This is a genomic window from Pseudomonas sp. KH_040 (genome assembly GCF_057839305.1).
On record NZ_CM174487.1, the window covers coordinates 6,061,016 to 6,081,955 of the forward strand.

General features: G+C 57.7%; 16 protein-coding genes and 1 tRNA gene. 14 read left to right on the forward strand and 3 right to left on the reverse strand.

Going from position 1 to position 20,940, the window contains the following annotated elements; translation table 11 throughout:
* The 7 genes from apaG to AC3IUF_RS27110 all read left to right on the forward strand — a co-directional run bounded on the left by apaG (position 1) and on the right by AC3IUF_RS27110 (position 8,084).
* On the forward strand, positions 1 to 381 hold the full coding sequence (gene apaG, locus AC3IUF_RS27080; RefSeq protein ID WP_007910127.1) for a Co2+/Mg2+ efflux protein ApaG: 381 nt from the start codon (positions 1 to 3) through the stop codon (positions 379 to 381).
* Positions 381 to 1,262 carry a symmetrical bis(5'-nucleosyl)-tetraphosphatase gene (locus AC3IUF_RS27085; RefSeq protein ID WP_007910125.1) on the forward strand — a complete coding sequence of 294 codons (882 nt, stop codon included), beginning with the start codon at positions 381 to 383 and terminating at the stop codon, positions 1,260 to 1,262. Before apaG ends, AC3IUF_RS27085 begins: the two co-directional genes overlap by 1 nt.
* A 33-nt stretch (positions 1,263 to 1,295) precedes the next feature.
* A complete protein-coding gene (gene glpE / locus AC3IUF_RS27090) occupies positions 1,296 to 1,625 on the forward strand; it encodes a thiosulfate sulfurtransferase GlpE (RefSeq protein WP_016983139.1) in 330 nt (109 codons plus the stop codon).
* 297 nt (positions 1,626 to 1,922) lie between these two features.
* Positions 1,923 to 3,845 (forward strand): PrkA family serine protein kinase, encoded by a 1,923-nt coding sequence (locus tag AC3IUF_RS27095; protein ID WP_007910115.1) that lies wholly within the window; start codon positions 1,923 to 1,925, stop codon positions 3,843 to 3,845.
* 121 nt (positions 3,846 to 3,966) lie between these two features.
* Positions 3,967 to 5,238, forward strand: a complete 1,272-nt coding sequence (locus tag AC3IUF_RS27100) for a YeaH/YhbH family protein (protein WP_007910114.1) — start codon at positions 3,967 to 3,969, stop codon at positions 5,236 to 5,238.
* Complete coding sequence (locus AC3IUF_RS27105; RefSeq protein ID WP_007910113.1) at positions 5,235 to 6,797, forward strand: SpoVR family protein; 1,563 nt, start codon at positions 5,235 to 5,237, stop codon at positions 6,795 to 6,797. Before AC3IUF_RS27100 ends, AC3IUF_RS27105 begins: the two co-directional genes overlap by 4 nt.
* A gap of 63 nt (positions 6,798 to 6,860) precedes the next feature.
* Positions 6,861 to 8,084 carry a multifunctional CCA addition/repair protein gene (locus tag AC3IUF_RS27110; protein ID WP_095112711.1) on the forward strand — a complete coding sequence of 408 codons (1,224 nt, stop codon included), beginning with the start codon at positions 6,861 to 6,863 and terminating at the stop codon, positions 8,082 to 8,084.
* Between the two features lie 89 nt (positions 8,085 to 8,173).
* Here AC3IUF_RS27110 and folK read toward each other — a convergent pair whose 3' ends face one another.
* Positions 8,174 to 8,689 (reverse strand): 2-amino-4-hydroxy-6-hydroxymethyldihydropteridine diphosphokinase, encoded by a 516-nt coding sequence (gene folK, locus AC3IUF_RS27115; RefSeq protein ID WP_007910111.1) that lies wholly within the window; start codon positions 8,687 to 8,689, stop codon positions 8,174 to 8,176.
* A complete protein-coding gene (folB, locus tag AC3IUF_RS27120; protein ID WP_007910104.1) occupies positions 8,680 to 9,036 on the reverse strand; it encodes a dihydroneopterin aldolase in 357 nt (118 codons plus the stop codon). The genes folK and folB overlap by 10 nt, the downstream gene beginning before the upstream one ends.
* Before the next feature lie 74 nt (positions 9,037 to 9,110).
* On the opposite strand from folB, the gene plsY reads away from it, so the two are divergent.
* Entirely contained in the window at positions 9,111 to 9,680 is a 570-nt protein-coding gene (plsY, locus tag AC3IUF_RS27125; protein WP_007910103.1) for a glycerol-3-phosphate 1-O-acyltransferase PlsY, read from the forward strand.
* A gap of 23 nt (positions 9,681 to 9,703) precedes the next feature.
* Here plsY and tsaD read toward each other — a convergent pair whose 3' ends face one another.
* Positions 9,704 to 10,729, reverse strand: a complete 1,026-nt coding sequence (gene tsaD, locus AC3IUF_RS27130) for a tRNA (adenosine(37)-N6)-threonylcarbamoyltransferase complex transferase subunit TsaD (RefSeq protein WP_007910097.1) — start codon at positions 10,727 to 10,729, stop codon at positions 9,704 to 9,706.
* A 199-nt stretch (positions 10,730 to 10,928) separates the two neighbouring features.
* On the opposite strand from tsaD, the gene rpsU reads away from it, so the two are divergent.
* The 6 genes from rpsU to AC3IUF_RS27160 all read left to right on the forward strand — a co-directional run bounded on the left by rpsU (position 10,929) and on the right by AC3IUF_RS27160 (position 20,803).
* Entirely contained in the window at positions 10,929 to 11,144 is a 216-nt protein-coding gene (rpsU, locus tag AC3IUF_RS27135; protein WP_002551877.1) for a 30S ribosomal protein S21, read from the forward strand.
* Between the two features lie 485 nt (positions 11,145 to 11,629).
* Complete coding sequence (dnaG, locus tag AC3IUF_RS27140; protein ID WP_095112712.1) at positions 11,630 to 13,594, forward strand: DNA primase; 1,965 nt, start codon at positions 11,630 to 11,632, stop codon at positions 13,592 to 13,594.
* Between the two features lie 67 nt (positions 13,595 to 13,661).
* A complete protein-coding gene (gene rpoD, locus AC3IUF_RS27145; RefSeq protein WP_007949604.1) occupies positions 13,662 to 15,506 on the forward strand; it encodes an RNA polymerase sigma factor RpoD in 1,845 nt (614 codons plus the stop codon).
* Between the two features lie 126 nt (positions 15,507 to 15,632).
* Complete coding sequence (locus AC3IUF_RS27150) at positions 15,633 to 19,379, forward strand: bifunctional diguanylate cyclase/phosphodiesterase (RefSeq protein ID WP_123375976.1); 3,747 nt, start codon at positions 15,633 to 15,635, stop codon at positions 19,377 to 19,379.
* 15 nt (positions 19,380 to 19,394) lie between these two features.
* Positions 19,395 to 19,471, forward strand: a tRNA-Ile gene (locus AC3IUF_RS27155).
* A gap of 231 nt (positions 19,472 to 19,702) precedes the next feature.
* On the forward strand, positions 19,703 to 20,803 hold the full coding sequence (locus AC3IUF_RS27160; RefSeq protein WP_489279766.1) for an acyltransferase family protein: 1,101 nt from the start codon (positions 19,703 to 19,705) through the stop codon (positions 20,801 to 20,803).
* Positions 20,804 to 20,940 lie beyond the last annotated feature (137 nt).

The following is a 20,940-nucleotide window of genomic DNA, read 5'->3' on the forward strand; positions in this document are numbered from 1 at the left end:
ATGTCCGATTCCCGTTACCAGGTCGATGTCAGCGTCGTTACCCGCTATCTGGCAGACCAATCGCAACCCGAGCACGACCGCTTCGCCTTCGCCTACACCATCACCGTGCAGAACAATGGCGAGCAACCCGCACGCCTGATGTCGCGGCATTGGGTAATCACCGACGGTGACGGCCATGTCGAAGAAGTGCGCGGTGCAGGCGTGGTCGGTCAGCAACCGTTGATTGATGCCGGCCAGAGCCACACTTACAGCAGCGGCACAGTGATGACCACCAAGGTCGGCACCATGCAGGGCACCTACGAAATGGTTGCCGACGATGGCAAACACTTCGACGCCATCATCAAACCTTTCCGTCTGGCGGTGCCCGGAGCCTTGCACTGATGACGACGTATGCCGTCGGCGACCTGCAAGGCTGCCTCGAACCGCTCAAGTGCCTGCTCAAGCAAGTGGCATTCGACCCGACACTCGATCGTCTGTGGCTGGTCGGCGATCTGGTCAACCGTGGCCCACAATCGCTGGAAACCCTGCGCTTTCTATATGGCATGCGCGAGTCGCTGGTCTGCGTTCTGGGCAATCACGACCTGCACCTGCTGGCTGCGGCTAGAAACATCGAGCGCCTGAAGAAGTCCGATACCCTGCGCGAGATTCTCGAAGCGCCGGACAGCGCCGAACTGCTGGAGTGGGTGCGGCAACAAAAGCTCATGCACTACGACGAGCAGCGCGATGTCGCCATGGTCCACGCTGGCATTCCACCCCAGTGGTCGCTGCGCCGGGCCTTGAAGTGCGCAGACGAAGTCGAGACCGCCCTGCGTGACGACAACATGTTGCCTGCCTACCTCGACGGCATGTACGGCAACGAGCCGGCGAAGTGGGACAACGACCTCAAGGGCGTAGCCCGTCTGCGCGTCATCACCAACTATTTCACGCGGATGCGCTTCTGCACCGCCGAAGGCAAGCTCGACCTCAAGAGCAAGGAAGGCCTCGACACCGCCCCGCCCGGCTACAAACCGTGGTTCCAGCACCGGGACCGCAAGACCAAAGGCTTGCGCATCATCTTCGGCCACTGGGCGGCACTCGAGGGCAATATCCATGAACCGGGTATTTCGGCGCTGGATACCGGTTGTGTCTGGGGCGGCAGCCTGACCCTGATGAACGTCGACAGCGGTGAACGCCTGTCGTGCAAATGCGATGAACATGGCGGCCTCGCCCCGACCGTCGCACCACTTATCTCCGAAACTTCGCCAGTCAGCGTCCCGCGTTAGACTGCGCTTTCAGCCGAGCAACAGGAACCCGCCATGAGCGAATTCAAACGAATCCCCCCGGAACAGGCCCAGGCCCTGCGTGAACAAGGCGCTGTCGTGGTCGACGTGCGCGACCCGGCGACTTTTGCCGCCCTGCACATCAGCGGCTCGAAGCATCTGGACAATCATTCGCTGCACGCCTTTATTCAAGGCGCCGACCTTGATGCACCGACCGTGGTCGTCTGCTATCACGGCAATTCCAGCCAGGGCGCAGCGGCGTACCTGATCAGCCAAGGCTTCTCCGACGTCTACAGCATGGACGGTGGCTTTGAGTTGTGGCGTACGACTTATCCTGCGGAAACGGCCCAAGGCACCGCCGAATAATTTTTTTGTCACGCGCAGGCCCCGGCTGCCGTGGGCCTGCGCGGGCAGACGAACGGTCTTGCCACAACTAATTACGTATCTCGCCTTTACCTCCCGAATTCCCAACTATCCTTAAGCCCAGGCCATCCAAATCAGGGGAGAGCCGGTACACCGGCGCACGGGTCATCGGGAGTGACTTTCACGATTGTCGATCGTGAAAGTGTTCTGGGGGGTAAACAATCAGCTGCTACTGCGGCTGCTTGCCAGCATCGACTGAGTGATCCGGCGTCGGCTCCACGTATCGAGCGAGGTGACGTCATGAGTATCTTTAGCCACTTCCAACAACGCTTCGAGTCCACACGCCAGGAAGAACTCTCGCTGCAAGAGTACCTGGAGCTGTGCAAGAAAGACCGTAGCGCCTACGTTTCCGCTGCCGAGCGTCTATTGCTGGCCATCGGCGAACCGGAACTGCTCGACACCTCGACCAATTCGAGGCTGTCACGCATCTTCTCCAACAAGGTGATCCGCCGCTATCCGGCCTTTGAAGACTTCCACGGGATGGAAGAATGCATCGACCAGATCGTCTCGTATTTCCGCCATGCCGCCCAAGGCCTGGAAGAGAAGAAACAAATCCTCTATCTGCTCGGCCCTGTCGGCGGTGGTAAATCGTCGCTGGCCGAGAAGCTGAAACAACTGATTGAAAAAGTGCCCTTCTATGCGATCAAGGGCTCGCCGGTATTCGAATCGCCACTGGGTCTGTTCAACGCCACCGAAGATGGCGCGATCCTCGAGGAAGACTTCGGCATTCCACGGCGCTACCTGAACACCATCATGTCGCCATGGGCCACCAAACGCCTGGCCGAGTTCGGCGGCGATATCAGCCAGTTCCGCGTGGTCAAGCTGTACCCGTCGATCCTCAACCAGATCGCCGTGGCCAAAACCGAACCGGGTGACGAGAACAACCAGGACATCTCGGCGCTGGTCGGTAAGGTCGACATCCGCAAACTCGAGGAATACCCACAGAACGACGCCGACGCTTACAGCTATTCCGGTGCGCTGTGCCGGGCCAACCAGGGCCTGATGGAATTCGTCGAAATGTTCAAGGCACCGATCAAGGTGCTGCACCCGTTGCTGACCGCGACTCAGGAAGGCAACTACAACAGTACCGAAGGTCTCGGCGCGATTCCGTTCACCGGGATCCTGCTCGCCCACTCCAACGAATCGGAATGGCACACCTTCCGCAACAACAAGAACAACGAAGCCTTCATCGACCGGATCTACATCGTCAAAGTGCCGTACTGCCTGCGCGTCAGTGACGAGGTGAAGATCTACGACAAATTGCTGTTCAACAGCTCCCTGGCCAAGGCGCATTGCGCGCCGGACACCTTGAAAATGCTCGCGCAGTTCACTGTGCTGTCACGCCTCAAGGAGCCGGAAAACTCTAACATCTATTCGAAAATGCGCGTCTACGACGGCGAAAACCTCAAAGACACCGATCCGAAGGCCAAGTCGATTCAGGAATACCGCGACTCAGCCGGTGTCGATGAAGGCATGAACGGTCTGTCGACCCGCTTCGCCTTCAAGATCCTGTCCAAGGTGTTCAACTTCGATCCGCATGAAATCGCCGCCAACCCGGTGCACCTGCTCTACGTACTTGAGCAACAGATCGAACAGGAACAATTCCAGGCCGAAACCCGCGAGCGCTATCTGCGCTATCTGAAGGAATACCTGGCACCGCGTTATATCGAATTCATCGGCAAGGAGATCCAGACCGCGTACCTCGAGTCTTACAGCGAGTACGGCCAGAACATCTTCGACCGCTACGTGCTCTACGCGGACTTCTGGATTCAGGATCAGGAATACCGCGATCCGGAAACCGGCGAGATCCTCAACCGCGTCGCCCTGAACGAAGAACTCGAGAAAATCGAAAAACCGGCCGGCATCAGCAATCCGAAGGATTTCCGCAATGAAATCGTCAACTTCGTCCTGCGCGCCCGGGCCAACAACAACGGCAAGAATCCGACCTGGCTCAGCTACGAAAAACTGCGGGTGGTCATCGAGAAGAAAATGTTCTCGAACACCGAAGATCTGCTGCCAGTCATCAGCTTCAATGCCAAGGCCAGCAAAGAGGATCAGCAAAAGCACAACGACTTCGTCACTCGAATGGTCGAACGCGGCTACACCGACAAACAGGTACGGCTTCTTTCCGAATGGTACCTGCGGGTACGGAAGTCGCAGTGAAGCAGCTGCAAGCTTCTAGCTACAAGCTGCAAGAACAAAGCGCGTAACCCACTGATGCCCGGGAACCTGCTTTTACTTGCAGCTTGAAGCTCACAACTTGAAGCTGCCCGGAGGGCTTCCTATGAGTTATGTGATCGACCGACGTCTCAATGGCAAGAACAAGAGCACGGTAAACCGCCAGCGTTTCCTGCGGCGCTACCGTGACCACATCAAGAAGGCCGTCGAAGAGGCGGTCAGCCGGCGTTCCATTACCGATATGGAGCACGGCGAACAGATCAGCATTCCCGGTCGCGATATCGACGAACCGGTGCTTCACCACGGCCGTGGCGGTAAGCAGACCGTGGTTCATCCCGGCAACAAGGAATTCACCGCTGGCGAACATATCGCCCGCCCGCCGGGAGGTGGCGGCGGACGCGGCCCGGGCAAGGCCGGCAATTCCGGCGAGGGCATGGACGAGTTTGTCTTCCAGATCACCCAGGAAGAATTTCTCGAATTCATGTTCGAAGACCTTGAGCTGCCGAACTTGGTCAAGCGCAACCTCAGCGGTACCGACACCTTTAAAACCGTGCGCGCCGGGATCAGCAACGAAGGCAACCCGTCGCGCATCAACATTATCCGTACCCTGCGTTCGGCCCATGCACGGCGCATTGCCCTGTCCGGCAGCAGCCGGGCGAAACTGCGCGAAGTCAAAGAAGAACTTGAACGGCTGAGACGCGAAGAGCCGGACAACTTCGGCGATATTCAGGAACTCGAGGCGGAAATCGAAAAACTCAGCGCGCGCATTCATCGCGTACCGTTTCTCGATACATTCGACTTGAAGTACAACCTGCTGATCAAACAGCCCAACCCCAGCTCTAAAGCGGTGATGTTCTGCCTGATGGACGTCTCCGGCTCCATGACCCAGGCGACCAAGGACATTGCCAAACGCTTTTTCATCCTGTTGTACCTGTTCCTGAAACGGAACTACGACAAGATCGACGTGGTGTTCATCCGCCACCACACCAGTGCCCGGGAAGTCGATGAAGAAGAGTTTTTCTACTCGCGGGAAACCGGCGGCACCATCGTTTCCAGTGCCCTGAAGCTGATGCAAGAGATCATGGCCGAGCGCTATCCGAGCAACGAATGGAACATCTACGCGGCTCAGGCTTCCGATGGCGACAACTGGAACGACGACTCGCCGATCTGCCGCGATATCCTGATCAACCAGATCATGCCGTTTGTGCAGTACTACACTTACGTGGAGATCACCCCGCGCGAACATCAGGCCTTGTGGTACGAGTACGAACGCATCGCCGAAGCTTTCTCTGACACTTTTGCCCAGCAGCAACTGGTCTCGGCCGGGGATATCTATCCGGTCTTCCGTGAACTCTTCCAGCGCAGGTTAGTGACATGACCGCCAAAGAGCAGAAGCGCCAACCCATTTCCACCGGCTCCGAATGGACGTTCGAGCTGATCCAGACCTACGACCGCGAAATTGCCCGGATCGCGGCCCGCTATGCGCTGGATACCTACCCCAACCAGATCGAAGTGATCACCGCCGAGCAGATGATGGACGCCTATGCCTCGGTCGGCATGCCGCTGGGTTACCACCACTGGTCTTACGGTAAACATTTTCTCAGCACCGAAAAATCCTACAGCCGTGGGCAAATGGGCCTGGCCTACGAAATCGTGATCAACTCCGACCCTTGCATTGCCTATCTGATGGAGGAAAACACCATCTGCATGCAGGCGCTGGTGGTAGCGCACGCGTGCTATGGCCACAACAGCTTTTTCAAGGGCAACTACCTGTTTCGCACCTGGACCGACGCGAGTTCGATCATCGATTACCTGGTGTTCGCCAAGCAGTACATCATGCAGTGTGAAGAGCGCCATGGCATCGATGCAGTGGAAGACCTGCTCGACTCCTGCCATGCGTTGATGAACTACGGCGTCGATCGCTACAAACGTCCGTATCCAATTTCCGCCGAAGAGGAGCGCCGGCGGCAGAAAGATCGCGAAGAACACCTGCAGAAACAGATCAACGATCTGTGGCGCACCATTCCCAAAGGCGCAGACAAGTACAGCGACAGGGACAACGCGCGTTTCCCGGCCGAGCCGCAGGAAAACATCCTGTATTTTATCGAGAAACATGCGCCGTTGCTGGAGCCGTGGCAGCGTGAAATCGTGCGGATCGTGCGCAAGATCGCTCAGTATTTCTATCCACAACGTCAGACCCAGGTGATGAACGAAGGCTGGGCGACGTTCTGGCACTACACGCTGATGAACGACCTCTACGATGAAGGGCTGGTCACCGATGGCTTCATGATGGAGTTCCTGACGTCGCACACCAGCGTGGTGTTTCAACCGGGTTTCGACAGCCCCTACTACAACGGGATCAACCCCTACGCGCTGGGCTTCGCGATGTATCGGGACATCCGGCGCATGTGTGAAGAACCTACCGAAGAAGATCGTCACTGGTTCCCGGAAATTGCCGGGAGCGACTGGCTGTCGACCATCAAATTCGCCATGAGCAGCTTCAAGGATGAGAGTTTCATCCTGCAGTATCTGTCGCCAAAGGTGATCCGTGACCTGAAACTGTTCAGCATCATGGATGACGATCAGAAGGACGACTTGTTGGTGCCTGCGATTCATGACGAACCCGGCTACCGGATCATTCGTGAAACCCTTGCTGCGCAGTACAACCTCGGCAATCGTGAGCCGAACGTGCAGATCTACAGCATCGATCGACGCGGTGATCGCTCACTGACCTTGCGTCACCAACAGCACGACCGCAAACCATTGGGCGACTCCACCGAAGAAGTGCTCAAACACTTGCATCGCCTGTGGGGCTTCGACATTCATCTGGAAACCCTGCAAGGCGACCAGATCATGAAAACCCATCACGTTCCGCCACGCAGTGAACACAGCGAAGGGGATTACGGTCGACTGGATCTGGCCGTCATTCATCTTTGATCCGGTTCCGGCCTCCGAAAGTCCGACGCAAGGGTTATCCTGTCGGGCTAACGGAGGTTTTTTATGCAGATTTTCAAGGTTGGCGGCGCAGTACGTGATCGCTTGCTGGGCAAACCGGTTACTGACATCGATTGGGTGGTGGTCGGCGCTACCACGGAAGAAATGCTCGCCCAGGGATACCGCCCGGTCGGCGCAGATTTTCCGGTGTTTCTTCACCCAAAAAGCGGCGAGGAATATGCCCTCGCCCGCACTGAACGCAAGAGCGGGCGCGGTTACGGCGGCTTCACCTTTCACGCCAGCCCTGAAGTGACGCTCGAAGAAGACCTGATTCGTCGCGACCTGACCATCAACGCCATGGCCGAGGACGATCAGCACAATCTGACTGATCCGTACCATGGCCAGCGCGATCTTCAAGCCCGAATTCTGCGCCATGTATCTCCGGCGTTCGCCGAGGATCCCCTCCGTGTCTTGCGCGTAGCCCGATTCGCTGCGCGTTATGCCGGACTCGGTTTCACCGTGGCACCCGAAACGCTCGAACTGATGCGACAGCTCAGCGAATCCGGAGAACTGGAGGCGCTGACCGCCGAACGCAGCTGGAAAGAAATCTCCCGTGCACTGTTGGAAGAACAGCCGCAGGTGTTCATTCAGGTGCTTCGCGACTGTGGCGCGTTGAAGGTATTGATGCCGGAAGTCGACGCACTTTTTGGTGTGCCACAGCCGGAAGCGCATCACCCGGAAATCGATACCGGCCTGCACACGCTGAGCGTTTTGGAGCAATCGGCGCTGCACAAACAACCGCTGACGGTTCGTTGGGCTTGCCTCTTGCACGACCTTGGCAAAGGCTTGACCCCGGAAGATCAATGGCCACGACATATCGCCCATGAGCACACGGGGTTGAAGCTGATCAAAGCGGTCAACGAGCGCTTCAAGGCGCCGAAGGATTGCCAGGAATTGGCGTTGCTGGTTGGCAAGTACCACACCCACGGGCACCGCGCCCTGGAGCTGAAGGCTTCGACGTTACTGGAGTTGTTGCAGAGTTTTGACGTGTATCGCCGGCCGCAGCGCTTTGAAGAATTTATCGCCGCATGCGAAATGGACGCCCGAGGCCGTAAAGGGCTGGAGCAGAGAAGTTACCCACAGGCGGATTACTTGCGCGGTGCGGCAAAGGCAGCGCGGGAAGTTGCGGTGCAACCGTTGCTGGAGAAGGGATTCAAAGGGCCGGAACTGGGCGAAGCGCTCAAGCGTGAACGGCTAAAAGCGCTGAAAGCCTACAAAGAGAACGCTTGAAGCAAGATCAAAAAATCGCAGCCTGCGGCAGCTCCTACACGGGATTATGTTTCTCCTGTAGGAGCTGCCGCAGGCTGCGATCTTTTGCTTTAAAGGTTCTCAGGCGTGAGTTGCTCACCCCGCCATTCGAACGCCACCGGCGCCAGCACCTGATCAATCTGCGCCTCAGCCCACAACGTGGCGAAGCTTTTTCCCACACCGGGATGCACGCGATCCGGTGCAATCAGCGACAACGGCCACAGCACAAACGCGTTTTTCAGAATCTCGGCCCGCGGCAAAACCAGACCGTCGAAATTCCCCACCAGATCGCCATACAGCAGCACGTCGATATCCAGCGGCAACCCCTTGCGATCCGGCGCGTAACGGCCATTATCCGCCTCGATGAATTTCAAGCGTCGGTCCAGCTCCATCAGCGGCAGATCGGTATACGCCGACACCACGAAGTTGAAGAACGGCCCACTCTTGATCCCCACAGGTGCGCTCTCGAACACCGCCGAACAGCGGATATCCACCAGAAACGTCGCCAAAGCATCGAGCCCGGCGCGCAAATGGGTTTCGCGCTCGATATTGCTACCGAGCCCGAGGTAGACCTGAGTCAGCGACATCCGCGCTCGATCTCCACACCCACGCCACCTTTGGCAGCCGGTACGGCGCCTGGCTTGGTCAACTTCAGGCGAACCCAAGTAATCTTGAATTCATTCATCAGCACCTCGACAAGGCGCTCGGCGAACGTTTCGACCAGCTGGAACTGCGCCTGCTCGGCAAACGCCTGAATTCGGCTGGACACGCTGGCGTAGTCAAGCGCCAGGGTCAGGTCATCACCGGCGGCGGCCGGGCGATTGTCCCAGGCGAAGCTCAGATCAAGTCGCAGGCACTGTCGGATGCCGCGCTCCCAGTCGTAGGCACCGATCACGGTGTCGACTTCCAGGCCCTCGATAAACACTCTGTCCAAGCACTTCTCTCCGCTGCACGACAAGGGCGCAATGCGCCGTTAGAATCAGGGCGTCCTCGCCCGGAATAGTTAGCATGTTTTGGTTACTGGCGACTTTCGCCTACCTGCTCGGCTCGCTGTCCTTCGCCATTTTGCTCAGCCGCCTGACCGGAAATCCGGATCCGCGAATGAGTGGCTCGGGCAATGCCGGTGCCACCAACATGCTGCGCCTGGCCGGCCGCAAACTCGCGATCCTGACCCTGCTGGGTGATTTGTGCAAAGGCCTGGTGCCGGTGCTGATCGCCTCGGCTGCAGGCCTTTCGCTGCAGGATCAGGCATGGATCGGCGTGTGCGCCGTGATCGGTCACCTGTTCCCGCTGTACTTTCGCTTTCGTGGCGGCAAGGGCGTCGCCACCGCCGCCGGCATGCTGCTCGGCCTGTATCCCCCCGCCGCGCTGCTGGCAGTATGCACCTGGTTGCTGACGTTTTACCTGACCCGCACCAGTTCGCTCGCAGCGCTGATCGCCACGCCTTTGACCCTGCCGTTGTTGGCCTGGCAGGAGCCGGAGGCGTTGTTGCCGATGAGCGCATTGACCTTGCTGATCGTCTGGCGCCACCGCGGCAATTTACGCGACCTGTTTGCCGGGCGCGAACGGCATTTTTAAATGGCGCGCGTGAGCGCCTCTCATCACAGCGGCGACAATTGCTCCATCGGCCAGCGCGCCTGCACGCTGATCGCCAGACTTTCCTGCTGACCGGCCTGCAAGCGCTGGCAACCGGCGAACGCGATCATTGCGCCATTGTCGGTGCAGAACTCCGGGCGGGCGTAAAACACATCGCCCTTCATGTCGCCGAGCATCTTCTCCAGCGAAACACGCAAGGCCTTGTTGGCACTGACGCCGCCAGCGATCACCAGACGCTTCATGCCCGCCTGTTTCAGGGCTCGCTTGCACTTGATGGTCAAAGTCTCCACCACGGCCTGCTGGAACGCCAGCGCGATGTCGCAACGGGCTTGCTCGTTGTCGTCTCCGGCGCTGACGCACTGCTGCCAGGCGTTGAGTGCAGAGGTTTTCAGGCCACTGAAGCTGAATTGCAGACCCGGGCGATCACACATCGGACGCGGAAAGGTGAAACGTCCGGCGACGCCCTTCTCCGCCAACTTGGCGATTTCCGGTCCGCCCGGATAATTGAGGCCCATCATCTTTGCAGTCTTGTCGAACGCTTCGCCAGCGGCATCGTCGAGCGTCTCGCCAAGCAGGCTGTATTGACCGATGCCATCGACCTGAACCAGTTGCGTGTGACCTCCAGAGACCAACAAAGCGACGAACGGGAACTCCGGCGGTTTTGGCTCCAGCATCGGCGCCAGCAAATGCCCTTCCATGTGGTGCACTCCGAGTGCCGGAATGCCCCAGGCAAAGGCCAGCGCCTGAGCGCAGGAAGCACCGACCAGCAACGCGCCAACCAGCCCGGGACCCGCGGTATAGGCGATCGCATCGATCTCGGTCGGCACACAGTCAGCCTCGGCCAACACCTGACGAATCAAGGGCAGCATGCGTTTGACGTGGTCACGCGAGGCGAGCTCCGGCACCACGCCGCCATAGGCGCGGTGCAGGTCGATCTGGCTGAACAATGCATCGGCCAGCAAGCCGCGTTCACTGTCATATAATGCGACGCCGGTTTCGTCGCAGGAGGTTTCTAATCCCAGTACTAGCATGGGTTTGCGCCTTGTTTAGGCTGAATTCGAAGGCGCGCATAATAGTCGCCGCGTGATGCCCCGACCAGCGGTTTTCGATCAGAGGCTTTGCATTCCGAGCGATGAGGGGTTAACATCCGCAACCCTTAAAAACCGACGTCTTCAAGTGCTCTTTTGCCGCGAGGATGTTGACCCCGGTAATGAATGAAGGTAGCTCTGGATGCCAGCCGTCAAAGTTAAAGAGAACGAACCCTTCGACGTAGCTCTGCGTCGTTTCAAGCGCTCCTGCGAAAAAGCCGGTGTACTGGCTGAAGTTCGTAGCCGCGAATTTTACGAGAAGCCAACTTCTGAGCGTAAGCGCAAAGCAGCAGCCGCTGTTAAGCGTCACGCCAAGAAAGTTCAGCGCGAACAGCGCCGCGCCGTTCGTCTGTACTAATACACAGACGTTCGTAGCAAGCTTCTTGCCTAAGCCCGGCTCTCAGCCGGGCTAATGGCATTTGCGTAAAACGCTTGATGCTTCACCGTCGAAGCCGCACACGCGACCGAGACAAATCTGCTTCACGCGTCAGACCTGGCTCTTTTGCCAGCGGTGCACGTCTTTTCTGACGAGCCTTTCAAGGCTACTGACGAGCACACCCACTGATTCCTCTCACGACGATCAGCCCAAGGCACCTGCATGCGTGCCCGCTTTATTGAGCTATCCGAGGCCCTTAACCGGCCGTCAGCGGATTCAGCGCAACACTTTCAAATAGTCGAAGGCTGATGAGTACTAACGTCAGTGGATTTTCGGCAGATACAATTCCCGACAGCGATTACGCAGACGACACCGGTCGAGCCGCATATTTTGCGCGCTTCAAACAATGACCCGCGTCCGCCAGCCTTACGCATCGGACTTTTTACAGCGCAGACGACGAGAACGCCATGGCCGGGCTGATTCCCCAGAGCTTCATTGACGACCTGCTGAACCGCACCGACATTGTCGACGTGGTCAGTTCGCGCGTGCAATTGAAGAAGGCCGGCAAGAACTACACCGCCTGTTGCCCGTTCCACAAAGAGAAAACCCCGTCTTTCAGCGTCAGCCCCGACAAGCAGTTCTACTATTGCTTCGGCTGCGGTGCCGGCGGTAACGCCCTCGGCTTTCTCATGGATCACGACAACCTGGATTTCCCCCAGGCCGTTGAAGATCTGGCGAAAGCCGCCGGCATGGAAATCCCCCGCGAAGAAAGCGGTCGCCCGCACAAACCGCGCCAGCCGACCGATTCGCCGTTGTATCCGCTGCTCAGCGCTGCCGCCGATTTTTATCGTCAGGCGCTCAAGAGTCATCCTTCGCGCAAAGCCGCAGTGGATTACCTCAAGGGCCGCGGACTGACTGGCGAGATCGCCCGGGATTTCGGGCTCGGCTTTGCGCCGCCCGGCTGGGACAACCTGTTCAAGCACTTGAGCAGCGACACCCTGCAGCAGAAGGCCATGATCGACGCCGGCCTGCTGATCGAGAACGCTGAAACCGGCAAACGCTATGACCGCTTCCGCGATCGCGTGATGTTCCCGATCCGCGATACCCGTGGGCGCATCATCGCTTTCGGCGGCCGCGTACTCGGCGACGACAAGCCGAAATACCTGAACTCACCGGAAACCCCGGTTTTTCATAAAGGCCAGGAACTCTACGGCCTCTATGAAGCACGCAAGAACAACCGCAACCTCGACGAAATCATCGTCGTCGAAGGCTATATGGACGTCATTGCTCTCGCCCAGCAGGGGTTGAAAAATGCCGTCGCGACGCTGGGCACTGCGACCAGCGAAGAACACTTGAAGCGCCTGTTCCGGGTAGTGCCGAACGTACTCTTCTGCTTCGACGGTGACCAAGCCGGCCGCAACGCTGCGTGGCGAGCCCTGGAAGCAACGCTATCGAGCCTGCAAGACGGGCGCCGGGCGCGATTCCTGTTTCTGCCCGAAGGCGAAGACCCGGACACCCTGGTGCGCGCCGAAGGCACTGACGCGTTCAAAGCACGGATCAATCAGCATGCTCAACCGCTGGCGGACTATTTTTTCCAGCAACTGACTGAAGAAGCCGATCCGCGTTCGCTCGAAGGCAAGGCCCATATGGCCACCCTTGCCGCACCGTTGATCGACAAAGTGCCGGGCGCCAACCTGCGCATCCTGATGCGTCAACGCCTGACCGAAATTACCGGCCTGAGCAGTGAAACCGTCAGCCAACTCGCACAAAGTGCGCCGCAGGAAGCGCCGCCCGCCTACGATCCGGGCATCGATTACGACGCAATGCCGGACTACAGCGACTACCATCAGCCGCAGGCACAGGACATGTATGTGCCGCAGCAGGAGTGGACGCCGAAGAAACCCGGCGCTGGCGGCAAAAAGTGGGACAAGAAGCCCTGGGACAAAAACGGCAAGCGTGGCGGTGATCGCGATCAGCAACGCCCGCGCACGCCGATTGGCGTCGAGTCGCCGACCCTGACCGCCCTGCGCACACTGCTCCATCACCCGCAATTGGCCGAGCGCGTCGAAGATGCCGGGCACATAGCGGACGAGAATCAGACCAACGCCCAGTTACTTGTGGCGCTGCTCGAAGCTGTACAGAAGAATCCCAAGCTAAACTCATTTCAGTTGATCGCGCGATGGCACGGCACTGAACAGGGACGCTTGCTCAAGGCACTGGCAGAAAAGGAATGGCTGATTGACGGAGATAACCTTGAACAACAGTTTTTCGACACCATTACTAGCTTGTCAGCCCGCCAACGCGAGCGAAATCTGGAACAGTTGCTCAGGAAAGCGCGTCAAAGCGAACTGAGCGTTGAAGAGAAAAATCAACTGCGCGACCTTTTAAGTCGCAATGTTTCCGCATCAAACCCGACCTCAACTGGCGCGTGAGGTCATAGCTCAGGTATAATCCTCGGCTTGTTTTTTGCCCGCCAAGACCTTCAGTGGATAGGGTGTTATGTCCGGAAAAGCGCAACAGCAGTCTCGTATTATTGAGTTGATCAAACTGGGTCGTGAGCAGAAGTATCTGACTTACGCCGAGGTCAACGACCACCTGCCCGAGGATATTTCAGATCCAGAGCAGGTGGAAGACATCATCCGCATGATTAACGACATGGGGATCCCCGTACACGAGAGTGCTCCGGATGCGGACGCCCTTATGTTGGCCGACGCCGATACCGACGAGGCCGCTGCGGAAGAAGCAGCGGCTGCGTTGGCCGCGGTGGAGACCGATATCGGTCGCACCACTGACCCAGTGCGCATGTACATGCGTGAAATGGGTACGGTCGAGCTTCTGACTCGTGAAGGCGAAATCGAAATCGCCAAGCGTATCGAAGAGGGCATCCGTGAAGTGATGAGCGCAATCGCGCACTTCCCTGGCACGGTTGACCACATTCTCTCCGAGTACACTCGCGTCACCACCGAAGGTGGTCGCCTGTCCGACGTCCTGAGCGGTTATATCGACCCGGACGACGGCATTGCGCCGCCTGCCGAGGTGCCGCCGCCGGTCGAAGCGAAAGCGGCGAAGGCCGACGACGAAACCGATGACGATGAAGCCGAATCTTCCGATGACGAAGAAGAAGCCGAAAGCGGTCCGGATCCGGTCATCGCTGCCCAGCGCTTTGGCGCCGTGGCTGACCAGATGGAAATCACCCGCAAGGCGCTGAAAAAGCACGGTCGCAACAACAAGGCAGCGATTGCCGAGTTGCTGGCACTGGCCGAGCTGTTCATGCCGATCAAACTGGTACCGAAGCAATTCGAAGGCCTGGTCGAGCGTGTTCGTGGTGCCCTGGATCGTCTGCGTCAGCAAGAGCGCGCGATCATGCAACTGTGCGTACGTGATGCACGTATGCCACGCGCTGATTTCCTGCGTCAGTTCCCCGGCAACGAAGTCGACGAAAGCTGGTCCGACGCCCTGGCCAAAGGCAAGAGCAAGTACGCCGAAGCCATCGGTCGCGTGCAGCCGGATATCATTCGTTGCCAGCAGAAACTGATCGCGCTGGAAACCGAAACCGGTCTGACCATCGCAGAAATCAAGGACATCAACCGTCGCATGTCGATCGGTGAGGCCAAGGCCCGCCGCGCGAAGAAAGAGATGGTTGAAGCCAACCTGCGTCTGGTGATCTCGATCGCCAAGAAGTACACCAACCGCGGCCTGCAATTCCTCGATCTGATCCAGGAAGGCAACATCGGTCTGATGAAAGCGGTGGACAAGTTCGAATACCGTCGTGGTTACAAGTTCTCGACTTATGCCACCTGGTGGATCCGTCAGGCGATCACTCGCTCGATCGCCGACCAGGCCCGCACCATCCGTATTCCGGTGCACATGATCGAGACGATCAACAAGCTCAACCGCATTTCCCGGCAGATGTTGCAGGAAATGGGTCGCGAACCGACCCCGGAAGAGCTGGGCGAACGCATGGAAATGCCTGAGGACAAGATCCGTAAGGTATTGAAGATCGCTAAAGAGCCGATCTCCATGGAAACCCCGATCGGTGATGACGAAGACTCCCATCTGGGTGACTTCATCGAAGACTCGACGATGCAGTCGCCAATCGATGTCGCCACTGTTGAGAGCCTGAAAGAAGCGACTCGCGAAGTGCTGTCCGGCCTCACTGCCCGTGAAGCCAAAGTACTGCGCATGCGTTTCGGTATCGACATGAACACCGACCATACACTCGAAGAAGTGGGCAAACAGTTTGACGTAACGCGTGAGCGGATCCGTCAGATCGAAGCCAAGGCGCTGCGCAAGCTGCGCCACCCGACGCGAAGCGAGCATCTGCGCTCCTTCCTCGACGAGTGATACCAGAACCCCCGGCCCAGGCCGGGGGTTTTGTTTATATGGCAGATTAAATCCTTCGCAACGCCCCTCCCCCGCATACCCCGTCTACACTCGAAACAATCATCCCCGAGCCATAACGAGAGCGTTATGCCCAGATTGGCGTCCGTGCTTTTTTTGCTGTCACTGATGATCTGGACCGCAACGGCTGACGCGCTGACTCTGACCGATGAAGAACGTAGCTGGCTGGCGGCTCACCCGGACTTGCGCCTGGGTGTCGATGCGTCGTGGCCGCCCTTTGAATTTCGCGATGACCAGAACCGTTATCAGGGCCTGGCGGCGGACTATATCGACGTGATTCGCCAACGCTTGGCGATCAAATTGACGCCCATCGAACCGGTGAGCTGGACGGTGGTGCTCGAACAGGTCAAATCGGGCAAGATCGACCTCCTGCCCGGCATCATGTCCACCCCGGAGCGCCAGACCTACCTGTCGTTCACCCGCCCTTATCTTGATTTCCCGATTGTCATCCTTGCCCATATCGGCGGCGCGCAACCACGCAAGCTCGACGACCTGTACGGTTTGAAGATCGCCGTAGTGGAGAACTACGCGCCCCACGAACTGCTGCGCACTCACCACCCCGATCTGAATCTGGTCGCCATGCCCAATGTCAGCTCGGCATTGCAGGCGCTGGCGACCGACGAAGTGGACGCCGTTGTCGGTGACCTCGCGTCCAGCGTCTGGAGCCTGCGCCAGCTCAAGCTCGACGGCCTGTACGTCAGCGGCGAAACCCCATATCGCTACCAACTGGCGATGGCCGTACCCCGCGACAACAAGGTATTGGTGGGGATTCTCGACAAAGTCCTCGCGGACATGAGCCCTGATGAAATCAGCAGCATTCAGGAGCATTGGGTCGGCAATGTCCTTGATCATCGGACATTCTGGTCGGACCTGCTGATCTACGGCTTGCCCGGGCTGTTGCTGCTGGTGACGATCCTCGCCGTGGTGATCCGCATCAACCGACGCCTGAGCTCGGAAATCGCCCGACGCATCGACCTCGAACAGGAACTGCGCAGCAGCGAGTATCACTACCGCGGCCTGGTCGAGAGCCTGTCGGCCATCGCCTGGGAAGCGCGGATGAGCGACTTCACCTACAGCTATGTCTCGCCCCACGCCGAAGACTTGCTCGGCTATCCACAATCGCACTGGCTGATCCCCGGTTTCTGGCACAACATCATTCACCCGGCCGATCTGACCCGTACGCAGAGTTACTGCAAAGAAGCGCTTCGCGAGGGTCGCGATCACATCGTCGATTATCGCGTGATCACCGCGGATGGCCGCTGTTTGTGGGTACGCGACATCGTCAGTCTGATCGAACATGGTCACGAGCCGGTGATGCGTGGTTTGATGATCGACATCAGCGAAATCAAGCGCACGGAAGAGGCGCTGCGGCTCTCGGAGCAAAAATTCGCTTCGGTCTTCCAGCAGTGCCCGGACATCCTGGTCATTGCACGGCTGTCCGATGGTTGCCTGCTGGAGGTCAATGAGGCATTTGAAGAACAGATCGGGCTGAAAGCCGAGGAAGTGCTTGGGCAAACGGCCACCGACCTGAATATCTGGGGAATTCCCGGCGTCGGTCCGGGACTGCTGCAACGTTTGCAGGCGGGCAGTATTCGCAATCTGGAGATGCCTTTTCGCCGCAACAACGGCCAACTGTTCACTGGTCTGATTTCCGCCGAACCCTTCGATCTGGACACAACGCCAGCCCTGGTCGTCGTTGTGCGTGATATCACTCAGCTCAAGGAAACCCAGCAGCAACTGCAAACCTCCGAAGAGAAGTTCGCCAAAGCCTTCCATGCCTCGCCGGATGGATTGTTGTTGTCACGCCAGAGCGATGGCCTGCTGCTGGAGGTCAACGAAGGTTTCAGCCGCATCACCGGTTTCAATAGCGCCATGTCGGTGGATCGCTCGGCGCTGGATTTGGGCATCTGGGTGAACCTCAACGAGCGCAAACAGATGCTCGACCTGTTGCATCGCGATGGCTTCGTGCGTGACTTCACCTGCCATATCCGGCGCAGTGACGGGCAGATTCGCCTCTGCGAAGTGTCCAGCCGTCCGCTGCCGATCGGTGAAGAAGACTGCATGCTGACCATCGCCCGCGACATCACCGAGCGCCATCTGATGCAGGAAAAACTGCAACAGGCCGCCACCGTGTTCGAAAGCACCGCCGAGGGCGTGCTGATCACCGACACCCAACAGCACATCAGCGCAGTCAACCGCGCCTTCACCGAAATCACCGGCTACAGCGAAAGCGAAGCGCTCGGGCATACACCGCGTCTGCTTGCCTCCGGCCTGCACGACAGCGCGTTCTACGCGGCAATGTGGCACCAATTGACCGACGAAGGACACTGGCAAGGCGAGATTTCCAACCGGCGCAAGAACGGCGAGTTGTACCCGAGCTGGCTGACCATCAGTGCCGTACGCAATCGCGACAAGTTCATTACTCACTTTGTCGCGGTGTTTGCCGACATTTCCAGCCTCAAGCATGCACAAGCCAAGCTCGACTATCAGGCGCACCACGACCCACTTACCGGTCTGCCGAACCGCACGCTGTTCGAAAACCGTTTGTTGATGGCGTTGAACAGTCAGCAGGAAAACGGCGGACAGGGTGCCGTGCTGTTTCTCGATCTCGACCGTTTCAAACATATCAACGACAGCCTCGGCCATCCGGTCGGCGACCTGCTGCTCAAGGGCATCGCCGTGCGCCTGAAAGAGCAACTGCGCGACATCGATACCGTGGCGCGCCTGGGCGGCGACGAATTCATCATTCTGTTACCCGGCCTGCAACAGGCCAGCGACGCGGATAACATCGCCACCAAACTGCTCAACTGCTTCGGTGCACCGTTCCAGGCGGGCGAGCATGAGTTTTTCATCAGCGCCAGCATCGGCACCAGTCTCTATCCTCGGGACGGCAACGACGTCGCCACACTGGTGAAAAACGCCGACGCGGCGATGTACCGCTCCAAGGCCAAGGGCCGCAATCGTGTCGAAAGCTACACCCGCGACCTCACGGCCCAGGCCAGCGAGCGCATAGCGCTGGAACACGAATTGCGCCGCGCCATTGAGCGTGACGAACTGTTCCTCTACTACCAACCGAAAATAAGCCTCGATGACCATCGTCTGGTCGGTGCCGAAGCGTTGATCCGTTGGCGTCACCCGACTTTCGGCGACGTACCGCCAGAGCACTTCATTCCGCTGGCCGAAGAAAACGGCATGATCCTGCAGATCGGTGATTGGGTGCTCGAGACCGCGTGCCGGCAAATGTTCGAATGGAATCAGATCTACGACAGCCTCGGCCCGCTGTCGGTGAACCTCGCCGGCGCACAGCTGCGTCAGCCGAATCTGCTCGGACGCATCGAACAACTGCTCAACGACAACCACCTGCAGCCGGATTTACTGCAACTGGAAATTACCGAGAATTTCATCATGAGTCAGGCCGAAGAGGCGCTGGCCGTGCTGCACCAACTCAAACACCTCGGCGTTCAATTGGCGATTGATGACTTCGGTACGGGTTATTCTTCGCTCAGTTACCTCAAACGCCTGCCGCTGGATATCCTCAAGATCGACCAGTCATTCGTTCGCGGACTGCCCGACGACCCCCACGATGCGGCGATTGTCCGGGCCATCATCGCACTCGGGCGGAGCATGCAATTCACGGTCATCGCCGAGGGCGTGGAAACCCAGGCACAACAACAATTTCTCGCCGCCGAAGGCTGCGAACAGATCCAGGGCTACATCGTCAGCCTGCCGCTACCACCGGAAGAATTCGCGGCAACGTTTCTTCGTGTAACCGTATCGGATTATTCGGATAGCACAGCCGAGAAACCGTCGCTATAATCCGCGACCTACTGAGGGCCTATAGCTCAGTTGGTTAGAGCAGAGGACTCATAATCCTTTGGTCCACGGTTCAAGTCCGTGTGGGCCCACCAAACCTGAAAGCCGCGCAAATGCGCGGCTTTCGCGTTTCTGGCGCGAGAGCGGGCCAAGTGTCGAAGCAGAACGGCATCCGCCTCACTCAACACCCGCCGTAACGTTGCAATTTTTTGAAATCGATTGCCGTATGGCAAATGGCGGTTTCCGCGCTTCGCCCTTGCGTCAAAGATGCGTTACTTTCAAACTGCCAACACAGGATGTCTAGCCAGTTCGAAGGACGAAATCAGGTGCATAAACTTACCTCGCTACAAGCTGCTAGAGGCCTGGCTGCTCTTCTGGTTGTTGCGTTCCATTCTATTTTTATCAATACAAAATACCTACAGAGTGAGTTGATCATTCCCGAGCTGTTTGTATTCGGACAAACAGGCGTCGACCTGTTCTTCGCACTCAGTGGCTTCGTAATGATCATCGCCTTTCGCAAAAAATTTGGGCTGCGCGGCGAGACATTAAACTTTCTCAAGGGCCGCTTTCTTCGAATCTACCCGACCTACTGGGTTTATTTTCTGGCAGTCCTATTGGTCTTCATCATCAGGCCAGAACTGGTAAACAACTCTCAGAGCGGCCATTCAAATATCCTTTCGTCCTTTCTATTACTACCTGAAGAGTCAGCTCCCCTGGTGATGGTTGCGTGGTCACTCACGCATGAAATATGGTTTTACCTGGTCTTCGCCTTAATATTGAAGCTGCCAGTACAGTACGTTTCGGCTGCCTTGCTCGTGTGGTTGCTTGCAATTGTCTTCGCTTCTTTTTTCATGACCACAACGGGCGCTCCTTATCTGCGGATTATCACCCACGAATTTTCAATCGAATTCATACTCGGCGCGCTGTCGGGCGTCGCTTATCTGAAGCTTGCGCAACGCGGCCTGAAAACGATACCCCCCGTGTTACTTGCAGCGGTGGGGATGAGCAGTCTGCTCTACGCGTTTTTCGATAAAACAGTGGGCAATGCTGATGTTATTCAGGCGATACCACTGAAAAGGGCGTTCCTGGTCGGCGGTGGCTACGCTCTATTATTATTGGCTTGTGCCTTGCAAGAAGTCATAAGCAAAAAACACGCTCCCCGCCTGCTAGCATTTATCGGCGACATTTCCTATTCAATGTATCTGTCGCACATCCTCACATTAAGTGTCTGCGGTCGTATTTGGAGCATGCTCGGTTACTCCAACGGTGGGCTGTGGAGCGCCATACTTTTCTGGACCATTTCTTATAGTGCGGTCATTCTCGTTTCATTCATCAGTTACCAACTTGTCGAGCGCCACGTAATGCAGGTATCTCGTCGAGCCAGAAGGCCTTTGCCACGATCACTAGAAAACGCAAACACTCTCTGAAGAGTGCAGATGGCAAACGCCTTGTATCCAGAAAACTGCATAGATCTATTTCAGGGCTGAGTGTGCCATCGCTTTTCACAGTGCCTCAACGGTAAATCAACCATTAACCATTTCGTTACTTCATTAAAGGGGCCACA